Annotated in this window: 29 protein-coding genes and 1 pseudogene; 20 read left to right on the top strand and 10 right to left on the bottom strand. The window is 56.7% G+C overall.

Translation table 11 applies throughout. From position 1 onward, the window contains the following. The first annotated feature begins 34 nt into the window (after positions 1-34). The 3 genes from nifS to EL26_RS00530 all read left to right on the top strand — a co-directional run bounded on the left by nifS (position 35) and on the right by EL26_RS00530 (position 2,137). The gene (gene nifS, locus EL26_RS00540; RefSeq protein ID WP_038083292.1) at positions 35-1,219 is read left to right on the top strand and encodes a cysteine desulfurase NifS; all 1,185 of its coding nucleotides are present in this window, start codon (positions 35-37) and stop codon (positions 1,217-1,219) included. A 42-nt stretch (positions 1,220-1,261) separates the two neighbouring features. Continuing rightward, the gene (gene nifU, locus EL26_RS00535) at positions 1,262-1,684 is read left to right on the top strand and encodes a Fe-S cluster assembly scaffold protein NifU (RefSeq protein ID WP_038083290.1); all 423 of its coding nucleotides are present in this window, start codon (positions 1,262-1,264) and stop codon (positions 1,682-1,684) included. A gap of 78 nt (positions 1,685-1,762) precedes the next feature. Continuing rightward, positions 1,763-2,137, top strand: coding sequence for a hypothetical protein (locus EL26_RS00530; RefSeq protein ID WP_038083286.1), 375 nt, complete (start codon positions 1,763-1,765; stop codon positions 2,135-2,137). Positions 2,138-2,257: 120 nt separating this feature from the next. Here the strand turns inward: EL26_RS00530 and corA (EL26_RS00525) are convergent, their stop codons facing one another. Further along, positions 2,258-3,214: a magnesium/cobalt transporter CorA gene (gene corA, locus EL26_RS00525; RefSeq protein WP_038083695.1), complete on the bottom strand. Its 957-nt coding sequence runs from the start codon at positions 3,212-3,214 to the stop codon at positions 2,258-2,260. 109 nt (positions 3,215-3,323) lie between these two features. Next, complete coding sequence (locus tag EL26_RS00520) at positions 3,324-4,907, bottom strand: nitrite/sulfite reductase (RefSeq protein ID WP_238546024.1); 1,584 nt, start codon at positions 4,905-4,907, stop codon at positions 3,324-3,326. Between the two features lie 431 nt (positions 4,908-5,338). On the opposite strand from EL26_RS00520, the gene EL26_RS00515 reads away from it, so the two are divergent. Both EL26_RS00515 and EL26_RS00510 read left to right on the top strand, forming a co-directional pair. Beyond that, positions 5,339-6,121, top strand: a complete 783-nt coding sequence (locus tag EL26_RS00515) for an enoyl-CoA hydratase/isomerase family protein (RefSeq protein WP_038083281.1) — start codon at positions 5,339-5,341, stop codon at positions 6,119-6,121. 88 nt (positions 6,122-6,209) lie between these two features. Beyond that, on the top strand, positions 6,210-7,724 hold the full coding sequence (locus tag EL26_RS00510) for a long-chain-fatty-acid--CoA ligase (RefSeq protein WP_038083279.1): 1,515 nt from the start codon (positions 6,210-6,212) through the stop codon (positions 7,722-7,724). A 116-nt stretch (positions 7,725-7,840) separates the two neighbouring features. Here the strand turns inward: EL26_RS00510 and EL26_RS00505 are convergent, their stop codons facing one another. Together EL26_RS00505 and EL26_RS00500 are read right to left on the bottom strand one after the other, a co-directional pair. Then, complete coding sequence (locus tag EL26_RS00505) at positions 7,841-8,323, bottom strand: NUDIX domain-containing protein (protein ID WP_052035809.1); 483 nt, start codon at positions 8,321-8,323, stop codon at positions 7,841-7,843. A gap of 14 nt (positions 8,324-8,337) precedes the next feature. After that, positions 8,338-9,126, bottom strand: coding sequence for an ABC transporter substrate-binding protein (locus tag EL26_RS00500; RefSeq protein WP_038083276.1), 789 nt, complete (start codon positions 9,124-9,126; stop codon positions 8,338-8,340). 103 nt (positions 9,127-9,229) lie between these two features. Between EL26_RS00500 and EL26_RS25730 the strand changes: the two genes are divergently transcribed. Continuing rightward, positions 9,230-9,484 (top strand): hypothetical protein, encoded by a 255-nt coding sequence (locus tag EL26_RS25730; RefSeq protein WP_038083684.1) that lies wholly within the window; start codon positions 9,230-9,232, stop codon positions 9,482-9,484. Between the two features lie 68 nt (positions 9,485-9,552). On the opposite strand, the gene EL26_RS00490 is transcribed toward EL26_RS25730, so the two are convergent. Continuing rightward, positions 9,553-10,038: an inorganic diphosphatase gene (locus tag EL26_RS00490; protein WP_173424602.1), complete on the bottom strand. Its 486-nt coding sequence runs from the start codon at positions 10,036-10,038 to the stop codon at positions 9,553-9,555. Positions 10,039-10,291: 253 nt separating this feature from the next. On the opposite strand from EL26_RS00490, the gene EL26_RS00485 reads away from it, so the two are divergent. The 5 genes from EL26_RS00485 (at position 10,292) to corA (EL26_RS00465) (ending at position 16,604) form a co-directional block, all read left to right on the top strand. Then, entirely contained in the window at positions 10,292-11,635 is a 1,344-nt protein-coding gene (locus EL26_RS00485) for a hemolysin family protein (RefSeq protein ID WP_038083273.1), read from the top strand. 117 nt (positions 11,636-11,752) lie between these two features. After that, a complete protein-coding gene (locus tag EL26_RS00480; protein WP_052035807.1) occupies positions 11,753-13,306 on the top strand; it encodes a spore germination protein in 1,554 nt (517 codons plus the stop codon). A 12-nt stretch (positions 13,307-13,318) separates the two neighbouring features. Then, the gene (locus EL26_RS00475) at positions 13,319-14,425 is read left to right on the top strand and encodes a GerAB/ArcD/ProY family transporter (RefSeq protein WP_038083270.1); all 1,107 of its coding nucleotides are present in this window, start codon (positions 13,319-13,321) and stop codon (positions 14,423-14,425) included. Next, entirely contained in the window at positions 14,422-15,540 is a 1,119-nt protein-coding gene (locus EL26_RS00470; RefSeq protein WP_038083267.1) for a Ger(x)C family spore germination protein, read from the top strand. Before EL26_RS00475 ends, EL26_RS00470 begins: the two co-directional genes overlap by 4 nt. A 92-nt stretch (positions 15,541-15,632) precedes the next feature. Further along, positions 15,633-16,604 carry a magnesium/cobalt transporter CorA gene (gene corA / locus EL26_RS00465; RefSeq protein WP_038083264.1) on the top strand — a complete coding sequence of 324 codons (972 nt, stop codon included), beginning with the start codon at positions 15,633-15,635 and terminating at the stop codon, positions 16,602-16,604. 61 nt (positions 16,605-16,665) lie between these two features. Here corA (EL26_RS00465) and EL26_RS00460 read toward each other — a convergent pair whose 3' ends face one another. Further along, on the bottom strand, positions 16,666-16,851 hold the full coding sequence (locus EL26_RS00460) for a 2-hydroxymuconate tautomerase (RefSeq protein WP_038083262.1): 186 nt from the start codon (positions 16,849-16,851) through the stop codon (positions 16,666-16,668). 136 nt (positions 16,852-16,987) lie between these two features. Here EL26_RS00460 and EL26_RS26375 point away from each other — a divergent pair, with 136 nt between their 5' ends. After that, entirely contained in the window at positions 16,988-17,122 is a 135-nt protein-coding gene (locus tag EL26_RS26375) for a hypothetical protein (RefSeq protein ID WP_274518860.1), read from the top strand. A 74-nt stretch (positions 17,123-17,196) separates the two neighbouring features. Then, positions 17,197-17,829 carry a hypothetical protein gene (locus tag EL26_RS25855; protein WP_038083260.1) on the top strand — a complete coding sequence of 211 codons (633 nt, stop codon included), beginning with the start codon at positions 17,197-17,199 and terminating at the stop codon, positions 17,827-17,829. Between the two features lie 116 nt (positions 17,830-17,945). Here the strand turns inward: EL26_RS25855 and EL26_RS26370 are convergent, their stop codons facing one another. The 3 genes from EL26_RS26370 to EL26_RS25200 all read right to left on the bottom strand — a co-directional run bounded on the left by EL26_RS26370 (position 17,946) and on the right by EL26_RS25200 (position 19,150). After that, positions 17,946-18,044 (bottom strand): twin-arginine translocase TatA/TatE family subunit, encoded by a 99-nt coding sequence (locus tag EL26_RS26370; protein ID WP_161780638.1) that lies wholly within the window; start codon positions 18,042-18,044, stop codon positions 17,946-17,948. Positions 18,045-18,185: 141 nt separating this feature from the next. Next, complete coding sequence (locus EL26_RS25205; protein WP_038083258.1) at positions 18,186-18,881, bottom strand: SGNH/GDSL hydrolase family protein; 696 nt, start codon at positions 18,879-18,881, stop codon at positions 18,186-18,188. A 2-nt stretch (positions 18,882-18,883) separates the two neighbouring features. Next, positions 18,884-19,150, bottom strand: a complete 267-nt coding sequence (locus EL26_RS25200; RefSeq protein ID WP_038083256.1) for a hypothetical protein — start codon at positions 19,148-19,150, stop codon at positions 18,884-18,886. 181 nt (positions 19,151-19,331) lie between these two features. On the opposite strand from EL26_RS25200, the gene EL26_RS25195 reads away from it, so the two are divergent. The 3 genes from EL26_RS25195 (at position 19,332) to EL26_RS00435 (ending at position 20,727) form a co-directional block, all read left to right on the top strand. After that, positions 19,332-19,508 carry a hypothetical protein gene (locus tag EL26_RS25195; protein WP_161780629.1) on the top strand — a complete coding sequence of 59 codons (177 nt, stop codon included), beginning with the start codon at positions 19,332-19,334 and terminating at the stop codon, positions 19,506-19,508. Positions 19,509-19,691: 183 nt separating this feature from the next. Then, on the top strand, positions 19,692-20,237 hold the full coding sequence (locus tag EL26_RS00440; protein ID WP_038083253.1) for a bifunctional transcriptional activator/DNA repair enzyme AdaA: 546 nt from the start codon (positions 19,692-19,694) through the stop codon (positions 20,235-20,237). 1 nt (position 20,238) lies between these two features. Beyond that, a complete protein-coding gene (locus EL26_RS00435) occupies positions 20,239-20,727 on the top strand; it encodes a methylated-DNA--[protein]-cysteine S-methyltransferase (RefSeq protein ID WP_038083250.1) in 489 nt (162 codons plus the stop codon). Between the two features lie 236 nt (positions 20,728-20,963). Here the strand turns inward: EL26_RS00435 and amyS are convergent, their stop codons facing one another. Then, on the bottom strand, positions 20,964-22,496 hold the full coding sequence (amyS, locus tag EL26_RS00430) for an alpha-amylase (RefSeq protein WP_038083677.1): 1,533 nt from the start codon (positions 22,494-22,496) through the stop codon (positions 20,964-20,966). A 183-nt stretch (positions 22,497-22,679) separates the two neighbouring features. Here amyS and EL26_RS00425 point away from each other — a divergent pair, with 183 nt between their 5' ends. The 4 genes and pseudogenes from EL26_RS00425 (at position 22,680) to EL26_RS00410 (ending at position 25,533) form a co-directional block, all read left to right on the top strand. After that, on the top strand, positions 22,680-23,114 hold the full coding sequence (locus tag EL26_RS00425) for a DUF309 domain-containing protein (protein ID WP_038083248.1): 435 nt from the start codon (positions 22,680-22,682) through the stop codon (positions 23,112-23,114). Beyond that, entirely contained in the window at positions 23,111-23,458 is a 348-nt protein-coding gene (locus tag EL26_RS00420) for a 2Fe-2S iron-sulfur cluster-binding protein (RefSeq protein WP_038083246.1), read from the top strand. The genes EL26_RS00425 and EL26_RS00420 overlap by 4 nt, the downstream gene beginning before the upstream one ends. Positions 23,459-23,568: 110 nt before the next feature. Then, a pseudogene (locus EL26_RS00415) lies at positions 23,569-24,075 on the top strand (solute symporter family protein); the annotation flags it as partial. Between the two features lie 207 nt (positions 24,076-24,282). Continuing rightward, on the top strand, positions 24,283-25,533 hold the full coding sequence (locus EL26_RS00410) for an AAA family ATPase (protein WP_038083244.1): 1,251 nt from the start codon (positions 24,283-24,285) through the stop codon (positions 25,531-25,533). The last annotated feature ends 19 nt before the right edge of the window (positions 25,534-25,552 follow it).

Below are 25,552 nucleotides of genomic sequence, written 5' to 3'. Positions count from 1 at the left end.
ACTGTAACCCCTGTCCAGAAGGAGATGACCAGAAGTGCGCAGCATCTATCTTGACCACGCAGCAACTACCCCGGTTCGTGAGGAAGTCATCGAAGCGATGGTGAAAGTCCTCCGTGAAAACTTCGGGAACCCGTCTTCCATCCACCAATTCGGCCGTCCGAGCCGCAAACTGCTGGAAGAGTCCCGTGAGAAAGTCGCAAAAGCAATCAACGCCGACCCGCGCGAAATCGTCTTCGTCGGCTCCGGTACCGAAGCGGACAACATCGCCATCCTCGGCGGCGCCCGCGCGAACAAGAAAAAAGGCAACCACGTGATCACCACCGTCGTCGAACACCACGCGGTGCTCGACGCGTTCAAGCAACTGGAGAAGGAAGGCTTTGAAGTCACCTATCTGCCGGTTGACGAAGTCGGCCGCGTTTCGGTGGAAGACTTCAAAAACGCCCTGCGCGACAACACCGTGCTCGTCTCCGTCATGCACGCGAACAACGAAGTCGGCACGATCATGCCGGTCGAAGAAATCGGCGCGATCTGCCGCGAGAAGAAAATTCTCTTCCACGTGGACGCGGTGCAAACGGTCGGCAAGATTCCGGTCGACGTCACCAAGATCAACTGCGATTTCCTCGCGCTCTCCGGCCACAAAATCTACGGCCCGAAGGGCATCGGCGTGCTCTACATGCGCCGCGGCGTCCGCACCCAGCCGTTGTACTACGGCGGCGGTCAAGAGCGCAAACTGCGCCCGGGCACCGAGAACGTGGCGAACATCGTCGGCCTCGGCGTGGCGATTGAGCTGGCGGTTGCAGAGATGGAACAAGAGTCCGCACGCCTGACGAAACTGCGCGACAAGCTGATCGACGGTATCCTGGCAAACATTCCGGAAACCCGTCTGAACGGCCCGCGCGAAGGCCGTCTGCCGCACAACGTCAACGTTTCCATCGAGTACATCGAAGGCGAAGCGCTGCTGCTCACCTGCGACATGAAAGGCATGGCGGCATCCTCCGGTTCCGCTTGCACCTCCGGTTCGCTCGATCCGTCTCACGTGCTGATGGCGATGGGCTTGACCCACACCACCGCACACGGTTCCCTGCGCTTGTCGCTGGGTCACTCGACCACCGAGGAAGACATTGACTACATCATCACCGAACTGCAACCGATCGCAGAAAGACTTCGCGCGATGTCTCCTGTCTGGGAGCGTTTCCAAAAAGGCCTCCCGATCGCGTAAGAAGACTCTATAAATTCATCTACTCTAAGGAGGATTCTCCCTATGTACACCGATAAAGTATTGGATCACTTCACCAACCCGCGCAACGTGGGTGAAATCGAAGACGCTTCCGGCGTCGGCGAAGTCGGCAACATGAAGTGCGGCGACATCATGAAGATGTACCTGAAAATCAACGACGAAACCAACGTCATCGAAGACGTGACCTTCAAGACCTTCGGCTGCGGCGCGGCGATCGCAACGTCCTCCATGTCCACCGAAATGATCAAAGGCAAGTCGATCGACGAAGCGCTGACCCTGACCAACAAAGCGATCGCAGACGCGCTCGACGGCCTCCCGCCGGTTAAGATGCACTGCTCCGTCCTCGCAGAAGAAGCGCTCAAAGCGGCTCTGCTCGACTACCAAAAGAAATCCGGCAAAAACCTCGGCCTGAACGAAGAAGACTTCGAAGACTGGGACGAAGAGTAAGATCAATAAGCCCCGCCACAAAACTCCCTCCACGCCGGAGGGGGTTTTTTCAGGAGTTTTGTACAAGGAGTGACGCAGATGTCGGACGAAACCAAAAAAGACGAGGAAGTATGGGTCAACCCCCTGCTCCCGGAAGGCAAGCGCGAGTACATCGTCGACTTGCAGATCACCCGTGTCAGCGAGGAGGACGACACGTGGACGCTGAAGCTGACCACCGACCAAATTCAGCAAGTGCACACCGCGCTGCAACACTCGGTCATCGAGAACCAGCGCGAGATGTCCAAGCTGAAGAAACAAGCACAGCGCTGGTCGGAAACCGGCACCGACTTGGAGAAGCTCGGCGTCGGCAAGAACAAGCACCTCTACAAAGCGCTGAAGAAGGAAAACGAGAAGCTCGCCCAGCTCAAAGACACGCTGACCGATTTCCTCTTCCAGCAAAAGCGCATGCTCTAGTAAAAAGGCACTGCCCGCAAAAAGGTATGATCTCGCTTTTTTGCAACGCAAGCTTTGCCCAATCAAAAAGCCTCTGGCTGCCACACGCGGCCCAGAGGCTTTTTTGATGGGTTTTTCAGGTCATTCAAACCAGCCCTTGCGTTTGAACCAGTAGGTCATCGCCAAGGCAAGAAGCGCCATCCCCGAAAGCACGACGAAATACCCGTACTTCGTGTGCAATTCCGGCATGTTGTCGAAGTTCATGCCGTAGATGCCCACGATCAACGTCAGCGGCATGAAGATCGTCGTCACGACCGTCATGACGACCATCACGGCGTTCTGGCGGCTCGTCGTCAGCGAGATGTAAGAGTCGCGCAAGTCGGCCGTCATCTCGCGGTTGCTGTCGATCAGCTCGGCGAGGCGCAGCAGGTGGTCGTACACGTCCGTCAAGTACGCCCGCTGCTTCTTGAAGGGCTCGATCGGCTCGCCGTGCAAGATGCGGTAGAGCAAGTCGCGCATCGGCACCACCGTCCGCCGCAGCTGCAACAGGTCGGCGCGGATGGAAAACACCTGGTCCATCAACTGCCGGACTTTCTGGTTGCGCGTGTTCTCTTCGATCACGTCCAAGTGCTCCTCGATCTGGTAGAGAGCGGGGAAGTAGTGGTCGACCAACTGGTCCATGATCATATAGGCGATGTAGTACGGGCCGCGCTCCCACATCTTCAGCGTCCCCGCCGTCAACTTGGCCCAGGCGTTTTCGATCTCGCGGCACTCTTTCAAATGAAACGAGACCACGAAGTTTTTGCCGACGAACAGATCGACTTCGTTGGGATGCAGGGTCAACTGGTCCAACTGGTGCATGACGAAGAAGTAATACTCCTCGTACTGGTCCACTTTGGGCCGTTGCAGATGGTGAAAGCAGTCCTCGATCGCCAGCGGATGGAACTGGAACACGTCTTGGAGCGCGTGCGCTTCCGCCATCGTGGGCGCGGAGAAATCCACCCAATACCAGAGCAACTGGTTGTCGACTTTCAGGTTCGCAAGCGGAATATCAAACACCAACCGGTGGTCTTGGGTCAGGGCACAGGTTCGGATCAACACAGATCACCTTTTTCTGTCAAACGTATCTCTCCATTTTAGAAAAAAAACCCCCGCTCCGCAACGGAAGCGAGGGGTTCGTGTGAAAATATCGTTTGCAAAAAAAGGATTACGCGCGCGCTTGTTGTGCCGCAGCGACCGCCGCTTTCACCGCGTCGTCCTCGACACGGTTGGCGAAGGAGCGGAACGATTCGCCGGCTTCGCGGTTTTGTTCGTAGTAGCGTACGATCGCTTCGATGGCGAATTGCACCTCGTCGCCCTTCACTTTCAGCACGACTTTGCGGTTGAATTTCGCATCTGCGCCGAGGCCGCCGCCGATGGAGATGTCAAACGCGTCTTGCATCTTGCCGTCGATGCGCACGAGAGCTCCTGCGAGGCCGATGTCCGCGATTTGCTGTTGGCCGCAAGAGTTCGGGCAGCCGTTGACGTGCAGACGGATCGGGGTGTCGAAATTCGGGAAGGTTTCGTCCAAGTAGTTCGCGATCGACTTCATGCGCTCCTTGGTTTCAACCAGCGCCAAGTTGCAGAACTCGTTGCCGGTGCAAGAGACCGCATGGCCGATAAACGTGTTCGGTTTCGCCGTGAAGGTTTGCAGAAGCGGTTCTGCCAGCAGCGCTTCGACATTCTCGTCCGCCACGTTCGGGATGATGATGTTTTGCGTGTTGGTGGTGCGCAGGTCGCCGTTGCCGTACTTCTTGGCGAGGCGTGCCAGCTCCAGCAAGATGTCGCCGGAGATGCGGCCGACCGGCAGCGACAGGCCGACAAAGTTCAGGCCCGCTTGCTTTTGCGGGTGCACGCCGTAGAGGTACGCACCGTTCCACTCGGTGGTTTGACGCACGCCGCCGCGGGTGTAGGTCTTGCCGGTGACCGCTTCGACATGCTCAAGGAATTTCTCCGGGCCCCAGTCGGCCATGAGGAATTTCACGCGGGCATGGGAGCGCTTCTCGCGGTACCCGTGGTCGCGGAAGATCGTGACGACCGCTTTGATCACGTCGAGCGCTTCTTCTTGGCGCAGGAAGATGCCGAGGTTCTTCGCGAGGAACGGCTTCGCGGAGAGGCCGCCGCCGACGAGAACATGGTAGCCCGCTTCGTCGCCGAGCAGCGCCGGAACGAGAGCGAGGTCGTTGATTTCCGGGTGACCGAGGTCGCGCGGGTCGGCCGCGATGGAGATCTTGAATTTGCGCGGCAGGTTGGAGAATTCCTTGTTGCTGAGGAACAGTTGCTCCACCTGCAGGACGAGGTCGCGCACGTCGAACAATTCCTGTGCGTCCAGACCCGCAACCGGAGAGGAGATCACGTTGCGGACGACGTCGCCGCACGCTTGGATCGGAGACATGCCGACTTTCGCGAGGCGGTCAAATATTTCCGGCATGTGTTCGATTTGCAGCCAATGGTATTGAATCGCTTGGCGGGTCGTCACGTCGGCAAGACCGCGGCCAAAGTCGTTTGCAAGTTGAGCGACCGTGACAGCTTGCTCATAGTTGAGCATGCCGCCCGGAATTTTGACGCGCATCATGAAGTACGGGTCGGTTTTCGGCTTCTGTTGGTAGATGCCGTACCATTTGAAACGGATGAAGTCGCCCGGGTCGATCGCGGCAAACCCTTCTTGCGCGTACCGGTGAATGTCGGCGAGGACGTCGAGTCCGTCTTTGTCTATCTTGAGCTGCTCTTCTTTGTTCAAAGTCGTAGCCAAGTTCGCTCTCCCCCTTTTGCTCACTAAAACCAAGTAAGTATATAGGTATTATAGTTGTTTTTTTCTTGCTCGTAAACCGTTTTTTCTACTTGTCAAACAAGGGAGGCATGACCGAAAATAAAGAAAACACACATCTATCACGATACGGGGTACAGAAACACGCATGGACGAGAAAAATCTTCCAAACTGGTTGTTGCTGGCAATTGTTGTGGGTCTTGGGGACTTATCGTATTATCTATGGAAGTATTTTGGAATGGCTTGGGCGACCGTCTCGTCGATGTGCGTCACAGGGGTAGCGCTTTTGGGGTTTTTGGTCATCTATATTTCCCGATTGGCGAACAGAAAGAATTCAAAAAAATGACCAGTCAGTACAAAAAGCGGAAGGAGACTTCCGCTTTTTGTCGAAATAGTGAAGGAGGTCTCACGATTCGATGAGCACTCGCAAGTATGTGAATTGGACCAAGGAAGACGGAATCGCGATCTTGACCATCGACAACCCGCCGGTCAACGTGTTGAGCGAAGCGGTGGGGATGGAGATTCGCGAGTGTGTGCATGAAGTGGAACATGACGAGGACGTCGTCGTGTTGATCGTGACCGGGGCCGGACGCGCGTTTATGGCCGGTGCGGACATCAAGGAATTTCCGTCCAAGATGGCGCGCGGCGAAGCGAAGAAGATGGCGCTTGAGCACTTCCACACGTATAACAAGCTCGACTTCCTGCCGAAACCGACGATCGCAGCTCTAAACGGCATCACCCTCGGCGGCGGTTTGGAGTTGGCGATGGCTTGTGACATCCGCATTGCGGGAGAGAGCGTCAAATTGGGTCTTCCGGAAGTCAAACTCGGACTGTTTCCGGGAGCGGGCGGCACGCAGCGTCTGCCGCGTTTGGTCGGGGAAGGCCGGGCGAAGGAATTGATGTATCTCGGCGATCCGATCGACGCGCAAGAAGCGTGGCGCATCGGGTTGGTCAACAAAGTCGTGCCGGACGCCGACGTGATGGATGCGTCGCTCGCGATGGCGAAGCAATTGGCGAGGCGTACTTTGACAGCGCTTTCTCGAATTAAGAAAGCGGTCGACAAAGGCTTGGAGATGGATTTGACCAACGGCGTCCTCTACGAAGCGGAACTGCTGGACGAGGTCTTCCAGACGGAAGACATTCACGAGGGATGCAACGCATTTTTTGAAAAGCGCGAACCCAAGTTTAAACACCGGTAATCATCCTGCCGGTGTTTCTCTTCGACGTGCTCCGACCGACTGTTCGGTTGGAGCGCCCGTCGCGCGAACACACCAAGGGGGGATTCCTGTGAATCTCAGTTTGACTTTGCGTCAATCGGCGGAGAAGTTTCCGGCGGTGACGGCGATTCAGTTTCAAGGGATCGAGATGACGTATGCGCAATTGGACGCGGCGGTCGACGCATTTGCCGCAGGTCTGCACAACCTCGGGCTTCGCAAGGGGTCGAAAGTGGCGATTCTGCTGGGCAACTGCCCGCAGTTTGTGATCGCGTATTATGCGATCGCCCGCATCGGCGCGGTGTCGGTGCCGATCAACCCGCTGTACACGCCGGGGGAATTGCAGTTCATCCTGTCCGACGCGGGTGTCGAGGGCGTGGTGGCGGTGGCTCCGATGGGGCCGATGTTCCAGATGATGCGCGCGACGCTTCCGACGCTGCAACAGGTGATCCTCGTCGGGGGAGCGCATGAAGGAGCTGTGGAATTTTCGCAAGTGACGGGGAATCCGGTCGACTTGCCGGCGGTGGACGTGGCGGAAAGCGACTTGGCGGTCGTGCTCTATACGTCCGGCACGACGGGCCAGCCGAAGGGCGCGATGTTGTCGCATCGCAATCTGGTCTCGAACGCTTATCAATCCGGCACGTTCCTTGGCATTTCGCAGTCGGACCGCGTGGTGACGGTGTTGCCGATGTTCCATGTGTTCTGCATGACGGTGGCGTTGAACGCGCCGATCTCGCGCGGGTCGACGTTGATCGTGTTCCCGAAGTTCTCGCCGACGGAGATGGCGAAGAGCGTGGCGGACTTGCAGGCGACGATGTTTGCGGGCGTGCCGACGATGTTCAACTTCCTCGTGCAGCATCCGGAGGTGAAGCCGGAAGATCTGAAGTCGTTGCGCATCGCGATTTCCGGCGGTTCGGCGATGCCGGTTGCGGTGATGGAGGCTTTTGAGCGGAAGTTTGGCGTGCAGGTCAATGAAGGCTACGGGCTTTCGGAAGCGTCGCCGGTCGTTTGTTTCAACCCGATTGACGGAGAGCGCAAGCCGGGCACGATCGGTCTGCCGATCATTGAGGTGGACGTGCGTCTGATGGGCGAAGACGGTGTGGAGCGCGGCGTGGGCGAAGTCGGCGAGTTGATCTGCCGCGGGCCGAACGTGATGCTCGGGTATCTGAACCGACCGGAGGAGACGGCGGTGACGATTCGGGACGGCTGGCTGTACACGGGCGACTTGGCGACGGTCGATGAGGACGGGTATTATACGATCGTCGACCGCAAGAAGGACATGATCATCAACGGGGGCTTCAACGTATATCCGCGTGAAGTGGAAGAGTTGCTGTTCAAGCACCCGAACGTGGCGGAAGCGGCGGTTGTCGGCGTGCCGGACCCGGAATACGGGGAGCAGGTGCGCGCCATCGTCGCGCTCAAGGAGAAGGACGCGACGACGGCGGACGAGTTGATTGCGTTCTGCAAAGAGCACCTCGCGAAGTACAAAGTGCCGCACGATGTCATCCTCGTCGACGAACTCCCGAAAAACACCACCGGCAAAATCCTGCGCCGAGAACTGAAAAACCTCGACGTGAAAACGGTGTAATGCCTTATAGGAAAAACAGACGCCCTCAGTAACGGGGGCGTCTGTTTTTCGTAGGCGCTTGGTCAAAGAGACGCTCTCCTGTGTGGAGGCGTCTCTTTTGTGGAAAGCATGGGGTTTTAGATGAAAACCTGGAACGTCGAGTACCCGTAGTCGCGGGTGAACTGGAAGTCTCTTTGGTGCAGGAGCCCAGGGTTGTGCACCGCCTCGCGCATGAGGGCGGCGAGGAATTCGGTGGTGGTTTCGTCGTCGAGCAGTTCTTGCGGCGTCTTCCACGCCATCTCTTCCAGTTCGCGCTCGCAGCGCGACTCTTCGCCTCCCGTGGGGCGGAGTTTGAACACGAGCAGCGTGTCCGACTTGCCCTTGCGCAGAAGGCCCGATCGAACCGCCACGATCGATTCCGCGACCGCCACCACGCCCGTTTCTTCCAAGACTTCGCGCGCCGCCGCCATGTCGACCGTCTCGTCCGCGTTCACAAAACCGCCGGGCAGAGTCCAGAGACCCTTGGTTGCGCTGTAGGATTTTTTGACGGCGAGCACTTTGCCGTCCTTGATCACCATGCCGGCGACCGCGAGCCAAACGTCGCCACGTTCCGTTGCCATGAAGTTGTGCCTCCTTAGAGTTGTAGTTCAGGGTAGAGCAAGCGCGCCAGCTCTTCCAAGCCGTCAAACAAGCGCTGGGAAGGACGGCAGTACAGACCTTCCTCCAACACGTATACACGGCCCTCTCGAACCGCCGGCACCGCGTCCCAGCCGGGGCGCTCGGTGATCATCGAGGGCTTCACTTTATCGGCGTGTACGCCGCACCAGACGGCGAACACGTAGTCCGGCGCGCGCGAGATCACCTCGTCATGTTCCGCTGTATACGAATCCCCCGGTTTGTCGGCGAACAGATTCTCGGCACCGACCAGTCGGGAGAGTTCCGTCAGCCAATTTAACGAGCCGGGCGAAATCAACGGGCGCGGCCACCACTCCCAATACAAGTTCAATGCTTCGGAACCTTTGGGTACGGCGTTCACGACGCGCTCCACGCGACCGCGCAACTCCGCCACGATCTCCGCAGCACGCTCTTGCACGCCGCACGCCTGACCCAGCGTCTCGACATCGCGGTAGATGTCTTCAAACGACTTCGGGTCGAGCACGAGGTAGTTCAGCCCAAGCTGCTCGAGGCGCTCGATGTTTTTCTCCATGCCGGGCACGGACAGCGAGGCGATCACGAGGTCCGGCTGCAGGGCTTGGAGCTTCTCCATGTCGATGTTCAAGTCCGGCCCGAGCTTCGGCAATCCCGCCACGAGCTCCGGCGGCCAATCCGAATAATCATCCACGCCGACCACGCGGTCCATCAGCCCCAGCAGATGCAGCAATTCGGTGTTGCTCGGGCAGATCGAGACAAGCCGCTGTGTCACAGTTCATTCCCCCTTCTCTCCCTTGGGACAAGTTGCCCGAAAACGGGCTGAATGGTACAATTAGGTTCGCATCTATCGTCAAATGAGGTGACCTGCATTGTTCGTGGCCATGTATACGGTATTATTCCTGTTGCTCTTGATCGCATCGTTCGGTTTTGGCTTCATCATCAACATGCTGACCAAAAAATTCCCGTGGACGTCGACCGTTGTTGCGGTCGTCATCGGCGGTTACCTCTTGCTCAGCCTCGAAGGTGTTTCCAATAAACTGATCACGTCGCTTCCGGTACTCGGCGGCGGCATCATCGCCACGATGACGATCCGCACCTTGCAACGCCGCGGCTTTAAGATGTTCGGCTAACGGCTGTGCAACTTCAAACGTTGGTTCAAAAAAATCCTGAGTCGCTGGACTCAGGATTTTCTCTGTGATTAGCCTTGGTAACGAACTTTCGCTTCTTCGACGAGGCGAGCTGCGGTTTCAACGCCTTCCCAGCCGTCGATTTGAACTTTCTTGTTCTCCAGGTCCTTGTACACTTGGAAGAAATGTTGGATTTCTTTCAAGGTGTGCGGAGCTACATCGTCAAGGCTATGTACTTCCTTGAAACGCGGGTCGTTGGTCGGAACCGCGAGCAGTTTCTCGTCTTTGCCTTTGTCGTCGGTCATCATCAGGACGCCGATGACGCGAGATTCGATGGTGCAGCCCGGGAAGGTCGGGAAGGTTGCCAGAACGAGCACGTCAACCGGGTCGCCGTCTTCCGCGAGGGTGTTTTCGAGGTACCCGTATTCGGTCGGGTAGTGCATCGGGGAGTAGAGGACGCGGTCCAGAATGTAACGGCCCTTCTCCTTGTCAAACTCGTACTTGTTTTGAGAACCGGTCGGGATTTCAACCAGAACGTCAACGATCAATTCTGCCATGATGTGTCAACCTCCTAACGAATGAGTAAGCAGTACCAATTATAGCAAGGAAGCCCGACAATGACAACGAGACGGAGCACTGTTTGGAACTGTCCGTCATTTTTCGGGATATATGGAGCATAATCTGGGTATATGCTAACTGGAAGGGCACACGCCTGTATGCTATACTAATCCTCAACTAAACTACTCTTGGGAGGTGGATTCCTGCGGGAGAGACGCGTGAGAGACGCGTTTTCCTGTCAGGAGCCTAAATTTGGAGGACCCGTTCAGTTCTGTTTCCTTTTTGGATATTGCCCTGATTTTTTTCCTGGTGTTTATGAACGGCTTTTTCGTCGCGGCGGAATTTGCGATGGTCAAGGTGCGTTCCACTCGGATTGAACAGTTGGTTTTAGAAGGGAACAAGCGGGCGAAATTTGCCCAAGGTGTCATCGAGAAATTGGACGCATACCTCTCGGCGACACAGCTTGGTATTACGCTTGCCTCGCTTGGCCTTGGTTGGGTCGGGGAAAGCACAGTGGCCGCATTGGTGACGAATTGGGCGCACGACTTGCACTTGAATTGGTCGTCTGCCACCGTTCACACCATCTCGGCGGTCATCTCGTTTGCGGTCATTACGTTTATGCACATCGTGCTCGGGGAGTTGGCGCCGAAGTCGTTGGCGATCCACCGCACCGAGGGCGCCGTGCTCTGGACTTCTGCGCCGCTGACGTACTTCTACAAGATCATGTATCCGTTCATCTGGTTGCTCAACTCCACCGCCAACGGCTTTTTGCGCATCATTGGCATCCGACCGGCAACCGAAGCGGAATTGGCGCACAATGAAGAAGAGATCCGCATGATCGTCACGCAGTCGCACGAAAGCGGTGTGCTCGACGAGACGGAACGCATTCTCTTTGACAACATCTTTGATTTTTCCAACCGCGTGGCGCGCGAGATCATGGTGCCGCGGACCGATATGACCGTCCTCTATGTCGACCGTGCGTTTGAAGAGAACATGCGCAAAGCGGAGACGGAGAAGCATACCCGCTTCCCGCTCGCCAAGGAGGACAAAGACAACATCGTCGGGGTCGTGCACATCAAGGACCTCTACGCCGTCGCGCTGAAGGGTTCCACCGACGCGTCGCTGGAAGCGATCGCCCGCAAGCCGGTCACCGTGCCGGAATCGATGCCGATCAAGGACGTGCTGCGCATCTTGCAGAAGAACCGCTCCGAGCTTGCCATCGTCATCGACGAGTACGGCGGCACCGCGGGGATCGTCACGACCGAGGACATCTTGGAGGAACTCGTCGGTGAAATTCAGGACGAGTTCGACGAAGAGCGTCCGTTCTTCGAAATCCAAGGCGATGACCTTTCCATCGACGCGCGCATGCTGATCGACGAGGTCAACGAGTACTTCTCGCTGCGCATCGTTTCGGAAGATGTCGACACGATCGGCGGCTGGGTCTACGCCCAGTTCACCACCCCGCATGTCGGGGCGAAAGTCAACGTCGACAATTTCCAGTTCATCATCTCGGAGATGGATTCTCTGCGCGTCACCCGCTTGACGGTCAAACGCTTGAAATCGGTCGACGAAGAAGAAACCCAGATGCAGGCGTAACGCTTGCTCCCTGTACAAAAGAGACCCGCAGGCCCTCGTGGCGTTGCGGGTTTTTTTCGTGTCTCTGGAAACACTATGAGAAAATTGGCAAGGCGCGAAATGAATGGGTGAGCTGACATGCAAACGAAATGGCTGCTGAAGTTCCTGGAATCGCTCAACAAAGGCCAAGGTCAGAACAACAAGCGCGGGGGAGACCTGGAGGTTTCCGACACGCCGCTGACAGACGATCCCCAAGAAAACGCCAACCGCGTGCGCGAGGCGATGCAAAACGCGCTCGATTTGACGACGATCTCGCTCTCCGACGAACGAAACGCACCGCAGGTGTTGTTTCTCAAGACGCTGACCAACGTCCCGCTGTTGCACCGCGACGTCATCCGCCCGATGAAAGTGCTCGCCATGCAGAACAAACCGTGGGAGTCGATCAACGACTTCGTGGTGATCGGGCAACGCAAGCACGCCGAGAGGTTGCCGGACGCGGTCCGCTTTCTCATGGACGGATGGACGCTGGCGGCGGTGCCGGGCCATCCGGGATTTCTCTGTTACAAAGCCGACCAAGAACAAGGCCGCCCGGTGGAGAAAGCGGAGAACCAATCGATCGTGGTCGGGCCGCAGGAAGCGTTGAACGAATCGCTGGAGACGAGCCTCGCGCTGATACGCAAGCGCTTGCGGACGCCGGACTTGGAGATGGTGCCGCTGCGCGTCGGCGATTTGACGCAGACCAAAATCTTGGTGCTCGGCATCAAGGGGATCGTGAACGAAGAGTTTATGAAAAAAATCATCCAGCGCATCCGAGACGTCGAAATGGACTCGCTGATCGGCGCCGGGGAATTGGTGCAGCTGTTGGAAGACCAACCGCTGTCTCCGTTCCCGCAGTTCAACTTGACGGAGCGCCCGGACAACATCGTTGCTTGCTTGGTTGACGGCAAAGTGGCGGTGTTGGTCGACGGTTCTCCCTACGCGTTTACGGGGCCGAGTTCGTTTATTGAGTTTTTTCACTCGCCGGAGGACTATTACAACCGCTGGATTTCCTCCAGCCTCGTGCGGATGCTGCGCGTCATCGGGGTCATCGTCTCGATCACGCTCTCCGGGATCTACGTGGCGACGCTTCAATACCATTATGAGATCATCCCCGCCAACATGTTGAAAACGATCGCGCTCTCCCGGGCGAAAGTGCCGTTTCCGCCGCTGTATGAAGCGCTGTTCCTGGAATTGACGCTGGAAGTCCTCCGCGAAGCGGGTGCTCGGCTGCCGACCAAAGTCGGCCAAACGATGGGCATCGTCGGCGGTATCGTCATCGGGCAAGCGGCGGTGTCGGCGGGCTTTACGTCAAACGTGATGATCATCGTCGTCTCGCTCTCGGCGCTCGCTTCGTTTGTGACGCCCAGCTACATCATGGGCAACGCCGTGCGCGTCGTGCGCTTTCCAATCATCTTCCTCTCCGGGCTGTGGGGCTTTATGGGGTTGATGGTCGGCTTGGTGACGATCTTGATTCACATGCTGCATCTGTCTTCGCTGAATACACCGTACATGACACCGTTTGCGCCGCTGCGGCTCTCCGATCTCAAAGACACGCTGATCCGCGTGCCGACGCAGTTGCTGTCGTTTCGGCCGTTCTTGACCAAATCCAAGCGCAACCGCATGAACAACTTGCCCAGTTTAAAACGAAAGTGAGGGAGATCAACTGTGCGTCAAAGCGATGCGGGAAGTGAACGGAATCAATCGATCAACAGCATCGAGTTGCTGTTCCTCTTGCACACGGTGCCGATCGGAGTCGGGATCTTGGGGATGGTTCGCTTCATCGCCGACAAGACCGGGCATGACGCACCGTTGGCGGTGTTGCTCTCCGGGCTGTACCCGCAACTGTCGATCGTGTTCATGTGGTTGTTGCTGCGGCGCTTCAAGACGCTTGGCATCTATGACATTCACGCCCGGCTGTTCGGCAAGTGGTTGGGCAAGCTGTTCAACCTCGTGTTTGCCGCGTACTGTCTCTATGCCAGCTTCATGACGATGATCACGTTTATCGAATTGGTGTGCACGTGGATGTATCCGATGACGCAGTCGTTGATCTTGACGGGCATTCTGTTGGTGCCGACCGTGTATGCTTCCTATGCCGGGCTGCGGTTGCTGGGGCGATTTGCGATCACGACGTTTTTTTTGACCGTGTGGATCGCATTGCTGGTGTACTTTCCGATGAAGGAGAGCACGTTTTCGCACTTGTTTCCCATCGGGCAGTCCGGCTTGCCGAACCTCTTCCATGGAAGCCTGCTTTCCGCACTCTCGATCTTGGGCTTTGAGCTTTTGATGGTGATGTACCCCTATGTGGCGCACAAACAAGACGTGCTGCCCGCCGCTTCCATCGCGTCGTGGGGGATGACGTTCGTATACTTGCTCAACGCCGTCATCACGATCATGTTCTTCTCGCTGCCGCAGCTCCTCAAGACGATTTGGCCGATGCTGACGATGTTCAAACATGTGCAGTTGCCGTTCATCGAGCGCTTTGAAACGATCGTGATCGCCATCTGGGTCGTGCGCATCGTTAACACCTGCAGCAACTACCTCTGGGCGGGGATGGAGGGCTTGCAGAAGACCTTGTTCCTCAAAAAACCTTACCTCTACCTCGTCATCCTCGCGCTCTACATCTACTTCACGACGCAGGTCAAAGGACGCATCGAGATCAACGAACACTTGAACTTTCTCTCCAAGTTCGGCTTGGCGCTGATGATCGCCTACCCCCTGTTGCTCTGGTTGCTCAGCCTCCTCCTGCGCAAGAAAGGAGAGCAGCCCTCATGAAAAAACGAACCTGGGCGTTGGCGCTCGCGCTCGCCGTCGCCTGCACCACCACGGGCTGCGGGAGCCGCCAGCACCGTCAATTGGAGCAACTCGGCGTCATCTCGGCGGTCGGCTACGACAGGTCGGACCGCGAGAACATCATCGGCACCGTCGTCATCCCGAACTTCACCGAGACCGGCAAGGAAAAAATCGACGTGCTCACCGGCAAGGGCGGCTCGTCGAAAGAACTGCGCTTCGCCCTCTCCCGGATGAGCGAGCGCAAACTCGTCTCTGGGCAGATTCGCGTGGTGCTCTACGGGGAGAAGATGGCGCGAGGAGGCATCTTGCCGTACAGCGACACGCTGTTTCGCGATGTGGAGATCGGCTCGCAGAATTACTTGGCGGTCACCGAGGGGAAGTCGGTGGATTTTTTTACGAAACGCTATCCGGACAAACCGAGCGTGGACATCTACTTGTACCGCATGTTGCGCAAAGAGATGGAGCAAAACACGATCCCGCACACGAATTTGCACCACTTCCTCCACGATGTGTACGACCACGGGAGCGACCCGGTCTTGCCGTACTTGCGCATGGGCAAGGAAGACATCATCGTCGACGGCGTGGCGGTGTTTCGCGACGATGTGATGGTGGGGCGGCTCGACCCGGACGAGACGCGGTACTTGGCGTATCTCTACGGCGGAAACGCGTTGGGCGAAGTGGACGTGACGCTGCCGGAGAAGACCCGCAACGGGCAACCCGCCCATGCCGTGGTCATGTACATGAAAGTCAAGCGCGATGTGCAAATTTCCAAAGTGCAAGGCAAGCCCAAGATCCTGTTGCATTACGACATCGACGGAGCGGTCACCGAATACTCCGGCGACGCCGATTTGGAAGAACCACAGAAAGTGAAGAAACTGGAAACTGTAATTGGGAAGAATATGGAAGACTCGATGAGAGCCGTGGCGCTTAAACTGCAAAACGAGTTCTTGTCCGACCCGCTCGGGCTCATCGAGATGTACCGTTCCAAAGGGTATGTGTCGAAGTTGAGCAACGAGCTCGGCGAGTCCCTGTACAAGCAAGCCAAGCTCGATGTCAAGGTGGATATGCACATCCTGCAGACCGGAATGATTCATTAAACGCGAAATTTGCACAATCACACATTGACGCTCCTGCTTTCGCGACCTATAATGCCTATAGACGATTCGACAGAGAGTGAGAGGGCCGCGCGATGATCAAAACGTATTTTTATAACTTCATTGAGAACAAGATGTACCATGACGTTGATCTGCAGAGCCGGCATTCCATGTTGCAAGACCCCAAGAACCTCCTGTGGATTGACTTGTACAACTGTACGGCTGAAGAGCTGAAGTATATCGGCAACACGTTTGACTTCCATCCGCTTGCCATCGAGGACTGTCTCCATGACTCCCCGCGTTCGAAAGTTGACAAATATGACGATTATTACTTCTTCGTTTTTCATGCGCTGCGATATGATGAGGAGCGGGAGATCGAGATTACGACCGAGGAGTTGAACATCTTCCTCGGGAAGAACTACATCGTCACCATTCACAAGAAACCGCTCCAATCGATCGGCCGCGTCGCAGCGGCCAGCCTGCGCACCTCGCAGTTCATGAACAGAGGCCCGGAGTATCTGTTGTACGCGATGGTCGACGGGATCACCGACGAGTACTTTCCGATCATGGAACGCCTCTCGTCGCGGATCGACGAGCTGGAAGACGAGATGTACGTCGAGCCGGCGCAAGAGATCACCGAGGAGTTCTTGGCGCTCAAGCGCAACATCGTGTTGGTCCGCCGCGTCATCCAGCCGCAGAAGCGGATCTTCGCCAACGTCAACGGACGGTATTCGTTTGAGATCAGCGAAGACAACATCCCGTACTACATCGACTTGGTCGACCACTTGGAGCGCATCGCCGATACGGTTGAGTCGCAGCGCGATTTGATTTCCGGCGCGCTGGAGACGTACTATTCGCTCGTCACGGCGCGCACGAACGACACGATGCGCGTGCTGACCGTCATCTCCACCGTCATGCTGCCGCTGACGTTTATCACCGGTTTCTTCGGGATGAACGTGCCGTTGCCGTTCCACGATTCGTGGTGGTCCACCATCGTGATCACCTTGGGACTTGTCGCGATCTCCTACGGGATGATGAGGACGTTCCTCAAACGCAAATGGATGTGAGAAAAAGCCTCTGGACACGCAACGTGCTGCGTCCAGAGGCTTTTTTGCTGGGGAGCGATTCTTATTTGTCGAGGACGAGGGTACCGCCGCTGGCGTAGTCTTCCTTCTTCATGTCTTGGAAGATCACGTGCACGCGCTCCGCCGGAACGCCGGCGATTTCCGAAACCGCTTCGGTGACGCGCTTGGCGAGTTCACGCTTTTGCTCTACGGTACGTCCTTCGACCATCTCGATATGTACGAACGGCATGGAGATGCCTCCTTTCGTGACTGCTCTCTTTATTATGGTGGGCAGACAACCATTTTGCAAGGCACGGGGCGAACGTCCAAGCGCAAGCGGGCGATGCGCCATAGGATGTAGCATCAAAGCCAAGGAGGAATGTACAATGTCTGGTAACGTTGCAGCAGCAGGGTACGGCGGGTACGGTTTGTTCGGTGGGTACACTCGTTGGGCGATCGTGTTCCTGATCATCTTCGTTCTGTTCTTCCTGCTTGTTCCGGGGATCGGATACGGGTACTAAGAAAACGCATGGACGGAAGCGAGAGACCGAGAGGATTGCCTCTCGGTCTCTTGTTGCAAAAAGGGGGTGAGGACATGGGAGACGCAATTCGCAGAAAGCCGAGAGGGGCGGCACCGCGCAGAAAAAACCGCCAAGCGATCGTCATCGACGGCGACTTGCGGCGGATGATCCGCTCCGAGGCGAAGAAGCTGAACATGTCGGAAGAGGACTATCTGCGGCTGGCGGTGCACTTCTCGGAAGCGATCCGCACGGCGGCGGTGCCGGCGGGGTTGCTCGACGGCGGTTTTTTGACGGGGATTTTGGGGAATCCGATGATCATGAGCATGATCAAAGGGATGATCGGCAATGCGGTCACGAAGTACTTTTCCAAGGACGGGTCGAGCTCGTCGCAGCCGCAAGCCGCGCACACGCCGCAGCCCGGCATGGGCATGATGCCGCACATGGGGATGCCGAGGCCCCAGACGCAGCAGGGCATGCCGAACATGGGCATGCCGCGGCCCGCGATGCCGGGGGGGCACGGAATGCCGGGAATGCCTGGTATGCCTGGTATGCCTGGTATGCCTGGTATGCCTGGGATGCGAGGCACGCCGGGAATGCCTGGAATGCCGGGAATGAACGGGCAAGCGCCCGCGCAGGAGAAAAAGGGCAACGATTTCTCGATGGAAGGCATCGCGAAGATGATGATGAACATGTTTGGCAACCAGTAACAGGCGGATCGCAGCAGGCGGGCAGAGATGCCCGCTTTTTTGATGCAGGCAGACGGGCGCAGGCACACAAAAAAACGGCGACCTCCGAAGAGCGCCGCCGTTTCGTTCAGTCGTTCCTAGCAGCCGTAGCCGACTTCCGGGACGAAAAGGAAGAACAGGACGAAGATAATCAAGAAGACAATCGCCCAACGCGTAAACCCGCCGAACATCCCCATACCGTACCCGCCAACCGCTGCTGCTGTTCCACTCATGTTGCAACACTCCTTCATGTTGTTTTTTGGGTTGTGCTCTCTGTTTGTCGTTCTGCTCTTAGCGTATGCCGGACAGGAGTGGATGCACACGGACAAACGTGGAGATCAGGGCTTTTTGGGCGGGTGAAGGCGCGGGATCATCGCGCGGTAGAACGCGTCGGCGATCAGTTGGTGCCCTTCGTCGTTCGGGTGGATCGGACGGCGGAAGAAGCGCTTCATGTCGCGGATCGTGCCGGTTTTGAAGTATTGGATCGTGCGGGACTCTTGGCCGCGCAATACGGTCGAGAGCCGCACGAGGTGCAGGTTTTGGTAACGGCGGGACAGCGGTTCGAGGTGCTCGCGGTTCAGGGTGGAGATGATCAGCTCGGCCGCCTGCGACTGGGGGAACGGGTTGTAGAGATCGCCGAGGTAGATCGGGCAGGCGGTCAGCGAGAGCAACGTTGCCAGCAAGAGGTCGAGTTCGCGGGCGAGGGCTTGCGTCTCCAGATTCAGTTTCGCGGTTTCGGCGAAGTGCTTGGGGAAAGCGTTGATGATGTCGTTGCCGCCGATCGTCATCACGATCCAGTCGGCGGCGGCGAGCTTGTCGTAGAGATGATCACCCCGCTGCAGCGCTTTGGTCAAGCGCGGGATCGTAAGCCCCGGGATGCCCCAGTTGATCAGGTCGAGGCCGGGGTATTTGGCTTCGAGGAGCTTGGCGAGATGCGCGGGATAGCCCCGGTTCCATTTGCCGCCGACCCCGGCTGTGATCGAGTCCCCGAGGGCGATCAGGGTTTTGGTTTGGGGGTCTGTTTTGTCCGGCACGGTTAGATCTCCATGACCGGGCGTTCCGGCAGGTGCGGGAGTTTGACGCAACCGCTGTTTTCGCCCTCGTTGAGATCCGCCGAATGCGATACGCCGATTTGGAAGGTGCCGGAGAACTGGTCTAAATTGATGCTGTCCACTCGGATCTCCAGTTTGCCGATCATCAACGTCTTCGCCGCCAACATCAGCCGGATGTGTTGGACTTCGCGCTCCAACTCCTGAACTCGCTGCCGCAAGTAGTAATTTTCCTGCACAAGCGGATGCAACATGTCCATGACCTCCATTTCCTTGCCAACTCTGTCTTGGTGCAGTGTATGGGCTGATGTCTTGCGTGGTGACAAAGAGGTATTTTAAGACAAATAGTATGTCATATATCGACGGGTGTGAGCATATATGATATACTGAGGTCAGTTGAGAGCACGAATCTTTTGGAGAGGGGAACTGCCTACCATGCAAGACTACATCGACCGCAAACATGCCCAATTGAAGGACTACATCCGAGAGTGCGAGCAACGCTTCGGCATGACCAGCGAAGAATTCCTCTCGTATTACCGCGAATTGGAGTCCCACGGGCTGGAGGAAGAGTACGATTGGTTCGTGGCGTTGAACTTCATCGGCGCGGCTTAAGTTTCGCGGAGTTGTAAACGGATTCAATGTGACATACCAATAGTTGATTTTTTTGAGACATATGACGGAAGCCTCCGCAGAGATGCGGGGGCTTTTTTGTGATTTTGACTCTTCATTCGCAGAGGGTGCCGGACGGCAGGCGGGTGAGGTACACTTGATGCAAGGAGAAGGAGGGCGGTCCGGATGGAAGAGCGGCAATGGCGGGCGATTGAGAGTTGTGACAGCGGGAGTGACGGAGTGTTTTTTTACGGGGTGCGGACGACGGGCATTTTTTGCCGGCCGTCGTGCAAGTCGCGGACGCCGAAGCGGGAGAACGTGTCGGTGTTTGCGACGGCAGAAGACGCGATGGCGCAAGGGTTTCGCGCCTGCAAGCGCTGCCGGCCGGAAGAAGCGGTGTGGCGCGGCGCGGGCGGAGATGCGGCCGCGCAAGTGCAGGCGTTGATTGAAAAACGCTTTGGCGAGGGGCTCAGTTTGGATGTGTTGGCGGACGAGTTGAAGATGAGTCCGCATCATCTGCATCGGATGTTTAAGCGTGAAACCGGGCAGACGCCGGGGGAGTTTTTGTTGGACGTGCGGATGCGGGAAGCGAAACGGCTGCTGCGGGAAACGGAGTGGAGCGTGACCGATGTGGCGGGGCAGGTCGGGTTCGTGAACTTGTCGCACTTCTCGACGGTGTTTCATTCGCGGACGGGGCAGACGCCGACGCAGTATCGGGGAGGGAGGCCGTGAGATGATCGTGAAGTGGACGAGATTTCGGGAGTTGTATATAGCCGCGACGGAGCGGGGGATTTGTTGCATCACGCTGCCCAATGAATCGTGGGAGACGTTGCGGGCGTGGGTGAGCAAGGCGATGCCGGGTGCGGAGTTGCGGGAAGACGGAGCGGCGTTGGCGGATGCGGTGCGGGAGTTGGAGGAGTATTATCGCGGGGAGCGGCGCGTGTTTGCGAGTGCGCTTGATTTGCGGGGGACGGAGTTCCAGCGACTCGTGTGGCAAGCGGTTGCGCAGATTCCCGCCGGAGAGACGCGCAGCTATCGAGAGATCGCCGAGCGTGTCGGCCGCCCGCGGGCAGTACGGGCTGTCGGCGCGGCAAACGGTGCGAATCCCGTGCCGATCTTGGTGCCGTGCCATCGAGTGATCGGCAGCTCCGGCAGCCTTACAGGGTATCGCGGAGGGCTTGCGATGAAAAGAGAGCTCCTTGATATGGAGGGCTTGGAGTAAAAACTTCAGGTGTGCAGGAAAAAAAAGACCGGTTCCGAGGTGTGGGCTTTTGAAAAACGACTTGCTCCCGAGGAGTGGGCTTTTGAAAAATGACTTGCTCCCGAGGAGTGGGTTTTTGAAAAACGACTTGCTCCTGATGAATAGTTTTTTTAGAAAAAAGACTTGTTCCCGAAGGACGTGTTTTATATGAAAAAGACCCGCCCCCCACGGGACAGGTCTTTTTTTCACGGGAAGTCTTACTTGCCCCAGATGGAAACGGAACCGCCGTTGCACGGGAAGGTGCCGTAGCCGCTGGAGTTGATCGTGACGGTGTCGGTGCGATTGCCGGTGAGATCCTTCCACACTTGGCCGGCGTGCGAAGTGCCGACGTACATGTACTTCGAGCCGCCCGGGCCGTCCGACATCACGGTTGCCAAACCGGAGCCCGCATGTTCAGAGTCGCCTTCGCGGGTCCAGCCGATCACGTCCGCGTTGTCGAAGTAGTCATGCTGCGTGCCGTACGCGTACGATTTGCGCGCCGCCAACTGCTTGTCCAACCACGAGGATTTCGCCGAGACGCCTTGCGCCGGGATGCCGTAGTAGTCCCCGTAGAACACGCACGGATACCCTTCTTGGCGGGTGAGGATCGTCGCGTACGCCAGCGGTTTGAACCAGTCGGACACCCAAGATTGCAGCGATTGCCCCGGCTCCGTGTCGTGGTTGTCGACGAAGGTGACCGCTTGGATCGGATGGTTTTTCATCATCGTGCCGTTCAAGAGGTTGCGCATGTCGTAGTAGCCGCCGCCGTTTGCCGCCGCTTGGAAGTTGTTGTGCAGCGGAACGTCGAACAGGGACATGCTCCAGTTGGTTTTGTTCTCGTAGTTCTCCAGCGCGGCGAGGTTGCTGTTCCAGTACTCGCCGACGGCAAACAAGTTCGATTTGCCCGTTGCGGAGCGGGTGTTCGCCAGCCAAGACGCCATGTAGTCAAACTTGATGTGTTTCACCGCGTCGATGCGCACGCCGTCCAAACCGAGAGTGTTGACATACCACTTGCCCCAGTTTTTTACTTCCGCTTGCACGTCCGGGTGATCGTAGTCGATGTCAGCGCCCATCAGGTAGTCGTAGTTGCCGTTTTCGGAATCGACTTCCCAGTCCCACGCTTTGCCGGTCGATTGGAACAAGTAGATGCGGTTCAAGGAGCGGGATTGGTCGTAGTCCACGCCGTTGAAGTGGTACCAGTGCCACTTGAACGAGGAATAGGTGTTGCCGCGGCCCGGGAATTCAAAGTCGGTCCACGCTTGGATTTGGTAGGTGCCGGACGTGATCTGGTTGCGGTTCGACGGGTTGACTTCCGCCGCGTTCGCGGCTTCGGTGGCGTCCGCGCCCATGCGGTGGTTCAGCACGACGTCGCCGTACGCTTGAATGCCGTTGGTGTGCAGAGCGGAAATCGCCGATTGCAGCTGGGCTTTGGTGCCGTACTTGGTGCGCACGGTGCCTTTTTGGTTGAATTCGCCGAGGTCGTACATGTCGTACACCCCGTAGCCGACGTCCGATTGCGATTGGCCTTTGTAGGCGGGCGGGAACCAAACACCGGTGATTCCGATGTTTTTCAGGTGGGCCGCGTCGTTGCCCATCTTGGTCCAGAGGGTGCCGTCGTTCGGCAGATACCACTCAAAGTATTGCATCATCGTGCCGTTGTCGGCTGCCATCGCGGCGCCCGCCGGCACGATCGATGCCATAAAAACTGCCGCAAAAGACATGCCGAACGCTTTCTTGAGACCTTTTTTCATGCTCATGGTTGTTCCTCCCTTTTTTCTGTCTCTGTGTGCGTTAAAAGATGAAAACGCTTGCACAATTTTCTAGTCACAATATAACAAACAACCCTTCAGATATCAATACTCTTTTTCGATCCATGCAAACAAGCGGTTGCACGATTCAATTGGTGTATACTAGAAAGGAAAGAGGTGGTGGAGATGGCGCAGCAGCATCCGGAGGAAGTGTTGGATTTTTTGCTGTACATGAACAGGCGGCAGTATTTTGAGGCGCATGAAGTGCTGGAGGGGTATTGGCACGGCGAGCGCATCGATTTTTATAAAGGTTTGATTCAAGTGGCGGTGGCGTTGTACCACTTGCATTCGGGCAACATCGCCGGTTGCCGGGCACTGTTCACGCGGGCGCGGGAGCTGTTGACGCCGTACGCGCCGCAGTTTCGGGCGCTCGATGTGCAACGGGTGCTGGACTACATCGACGACGCGCTCCTGCGCATCCCGAACGTGATCGAGATGGAGCGCGAGGAAGCGTTGGCGCTCGGGGTGCACCCGATCGACATGCGGCTGGAGGACGGGACGGTGCTTCCGGAAGAGCCGGTGGTTCCGCTTGACGAGGAAGGAGAGGGGGACGACGCGTGAACAAGATTCGGTTTGAGCCGCACGGCAAGACGGTCGACGTGCGCACCGGGGTGAGCCTCTTGGCGGCGGCGCGGTCGGCCAAAGTGATGTTGCCAAGCAAATGCGGCGGGCGGGGCGCTTGCACGACCTGCAAAGTGCAAGTGCAATCAGAGACGCCGCTCCCGCCGCTCAGCCGCATGGAGAAGCACATGTTGAGCGACCGGATGGTGGCGGACGGATTTCGGCTGGGTTGCCAGTGCAACGTCACGGGCGATGCCGTCGTGACGATCCCGGAAGACCCGCTGCGCCGCACGATTCGCTTGCAGTTGGAGGCGGCGCGGCGCGAGAAAGAAGAGAATCAATAGGCAATGTGGAAAAGCGACGGTTCTAGGCCGTCGCTTTTTCTTGTAGTTTGTAGTAGTCAGAGGGTTATGATTTTTAAATTCAAAACTGTTGGGAATTGGGTTGGTTGTATCTGGTGATTTCGGCGGCGTCGGCGTTTGCGCATGACTTCTACTCGCATGTGCTGCGTCAGGGCAAAGCGACGGAGAAAGAGCAGATGAAGGCGGCGCGTTGGGCCTCGGTGGGCATAGCGGTTTTTTCGATCTTGTTGGCTCTTGGCGCGCAAAAAATGAACGTGTCCTTCCTGGTGTCGCTTGCGTTCTGCGTGGCGGCGAGCTCGAACTTGCCGGTGATTCTGTTCACGTTGTTCTGGAAGAAGTTCAACACGGGCGGCGCGGTCGCGGGGATGCTGACCGGGCTGATCGGGTCGGTCGGGCTGATCTTGCTCTCGCCAAACGTGATGGACGCGGCGACGGCGATCTTCCCGCTGAAGAACCCGGCTGTGATCTCCGTGCCGCTCGGTTTCCTCGGAGCGTTCGTCGGAGCGAAGTTGTACACGAAAAAACACAAAGACAACTTCGAAGAGATTGTGGTTCGTGCCAATACGGGGGTAGGGGCACACGGAGCGGTGGAGCACTAAAGCACGAAGGGAAAACACACACAGAGCGGAAAAAAGAGAGCGGGGCGGAGGCCCGGCTCTCTTTTTGGATACTGCAAGAGTTCGACTGTGAAGCAACACTGAAGTCAATAATGAAACTTGAAGACCTATTTTTCTTGTTTTCGCAGGATTTTTGAATCTCAGTAGGGAAAAGATGGGCAAAGACGTAGACGCAGGAGCGGTTGCCAGATGATAAAGGAAATACGTTTTCGTGATTGGAAAAGTTTTGAGGATTCGATTCTGTATCTAGACCCGCTCACGGTGCTTGTAGGGACAAACGCAAGCGGGAAATCCAATGTTGTGGACGGGCTTTTGTTCCTGCATCGTATGATCTTGGCGGGGAATTTGCAAGAAGCCTTGGAGGGCAATGAGTCCGTGCTTTCAGGCATTCGCGGTGGAATGCAATGGGCTGCTCGTCAGCCAGGAAATACTTTTTTGCTAGAAGTTTTGGTAGAAATGGATGAGGAACGTGATTTGGAGTATTCGATTACGATTTCGACAGAACAAGGGCAAGCTGCTTTAGTTTATGAAAAATTGGTAGAGGTTTCTGATCAGGAAGAATCGGAACAATCGAAGCGTGTTGTCGTCTATGAGGCGATTCCAGTACCTGTAGAGGGAAAAATCGGTGTCGTCTTTGAGGCGAGCGAATCAATTGTCCTTTTTGATAACAATCGCTGTATCCTCAGTCAAGCCTTTACTTCTGTACAAAAAACACAAAAAGGCGGTCGCTTTAACACCCTCGGAGAACTGTTTAAGAATCTATTTGTATTAGACCCAATCCCAAGCCACATGCGGAATCATAAGAACTCAAAGATTACACGGAACTTGAATCCAGACGCTTCAAACGTAGCGGGAGTTCTAGCGTCATTGCCCGAAAAAACCAAGCAAACGGTAGAGCAAACACTCTCTAAATACCTCTCCCATCTACCGGAACAATCCATCAAACGAGTTTTTTCGAACGTGATCCCTCCGCTGAATAAGGAAGCCCAACTCTTATGCGAGGAAGTCTTGGCGGTAGGTCAAAAACCTCTGCTTGTGGATGCGGACGGCATGTCTGACGGTACTCTCCGTTTCTTAGGGATCTTGACCGCTTTGCTAACACGACCGGAAGGAAGTTTGATCGTGATCGAAAAGGTCGATAACGGACTGCATCCATCACGCGCAGGGCTCTTGCTCCAAATGTTGCGGGAAATCGGCAAGCAACGGCGGATTGACGTATTGGTTACGACGCACAACCCGGCCTTGTTGGATGCGCTTGGACCTAAGATGATCCCGTTTGTGATGGTGGCACATCGAGATACGAGCACGGGTTGGAGTGTCTTGACCCTGCTTGAAGACCTCGAAGATCTTCCAAAGCTCCTCGCAATGGGGACGATCGGGAAATTGATGAGCATGGGTGAAATTGAAAAAAGCCTAAAGGAAGGAAAGGATCGTCCATGAGCCGGGGGAAACTGTTGAT

Source organism: Tumebacillus flagellatus (genome assembly GCF_000714935.1).
Classification (GTDB): domain Bacteria; phylum Bacillota; class Bacilli; order Tumebacillales; family Tumebacillaceae; genus Tumebacillus; species Tumebacillus flagellatus.
This window is presented reverse-complemented; position numbering and strand designations above follow the sequence as displayed.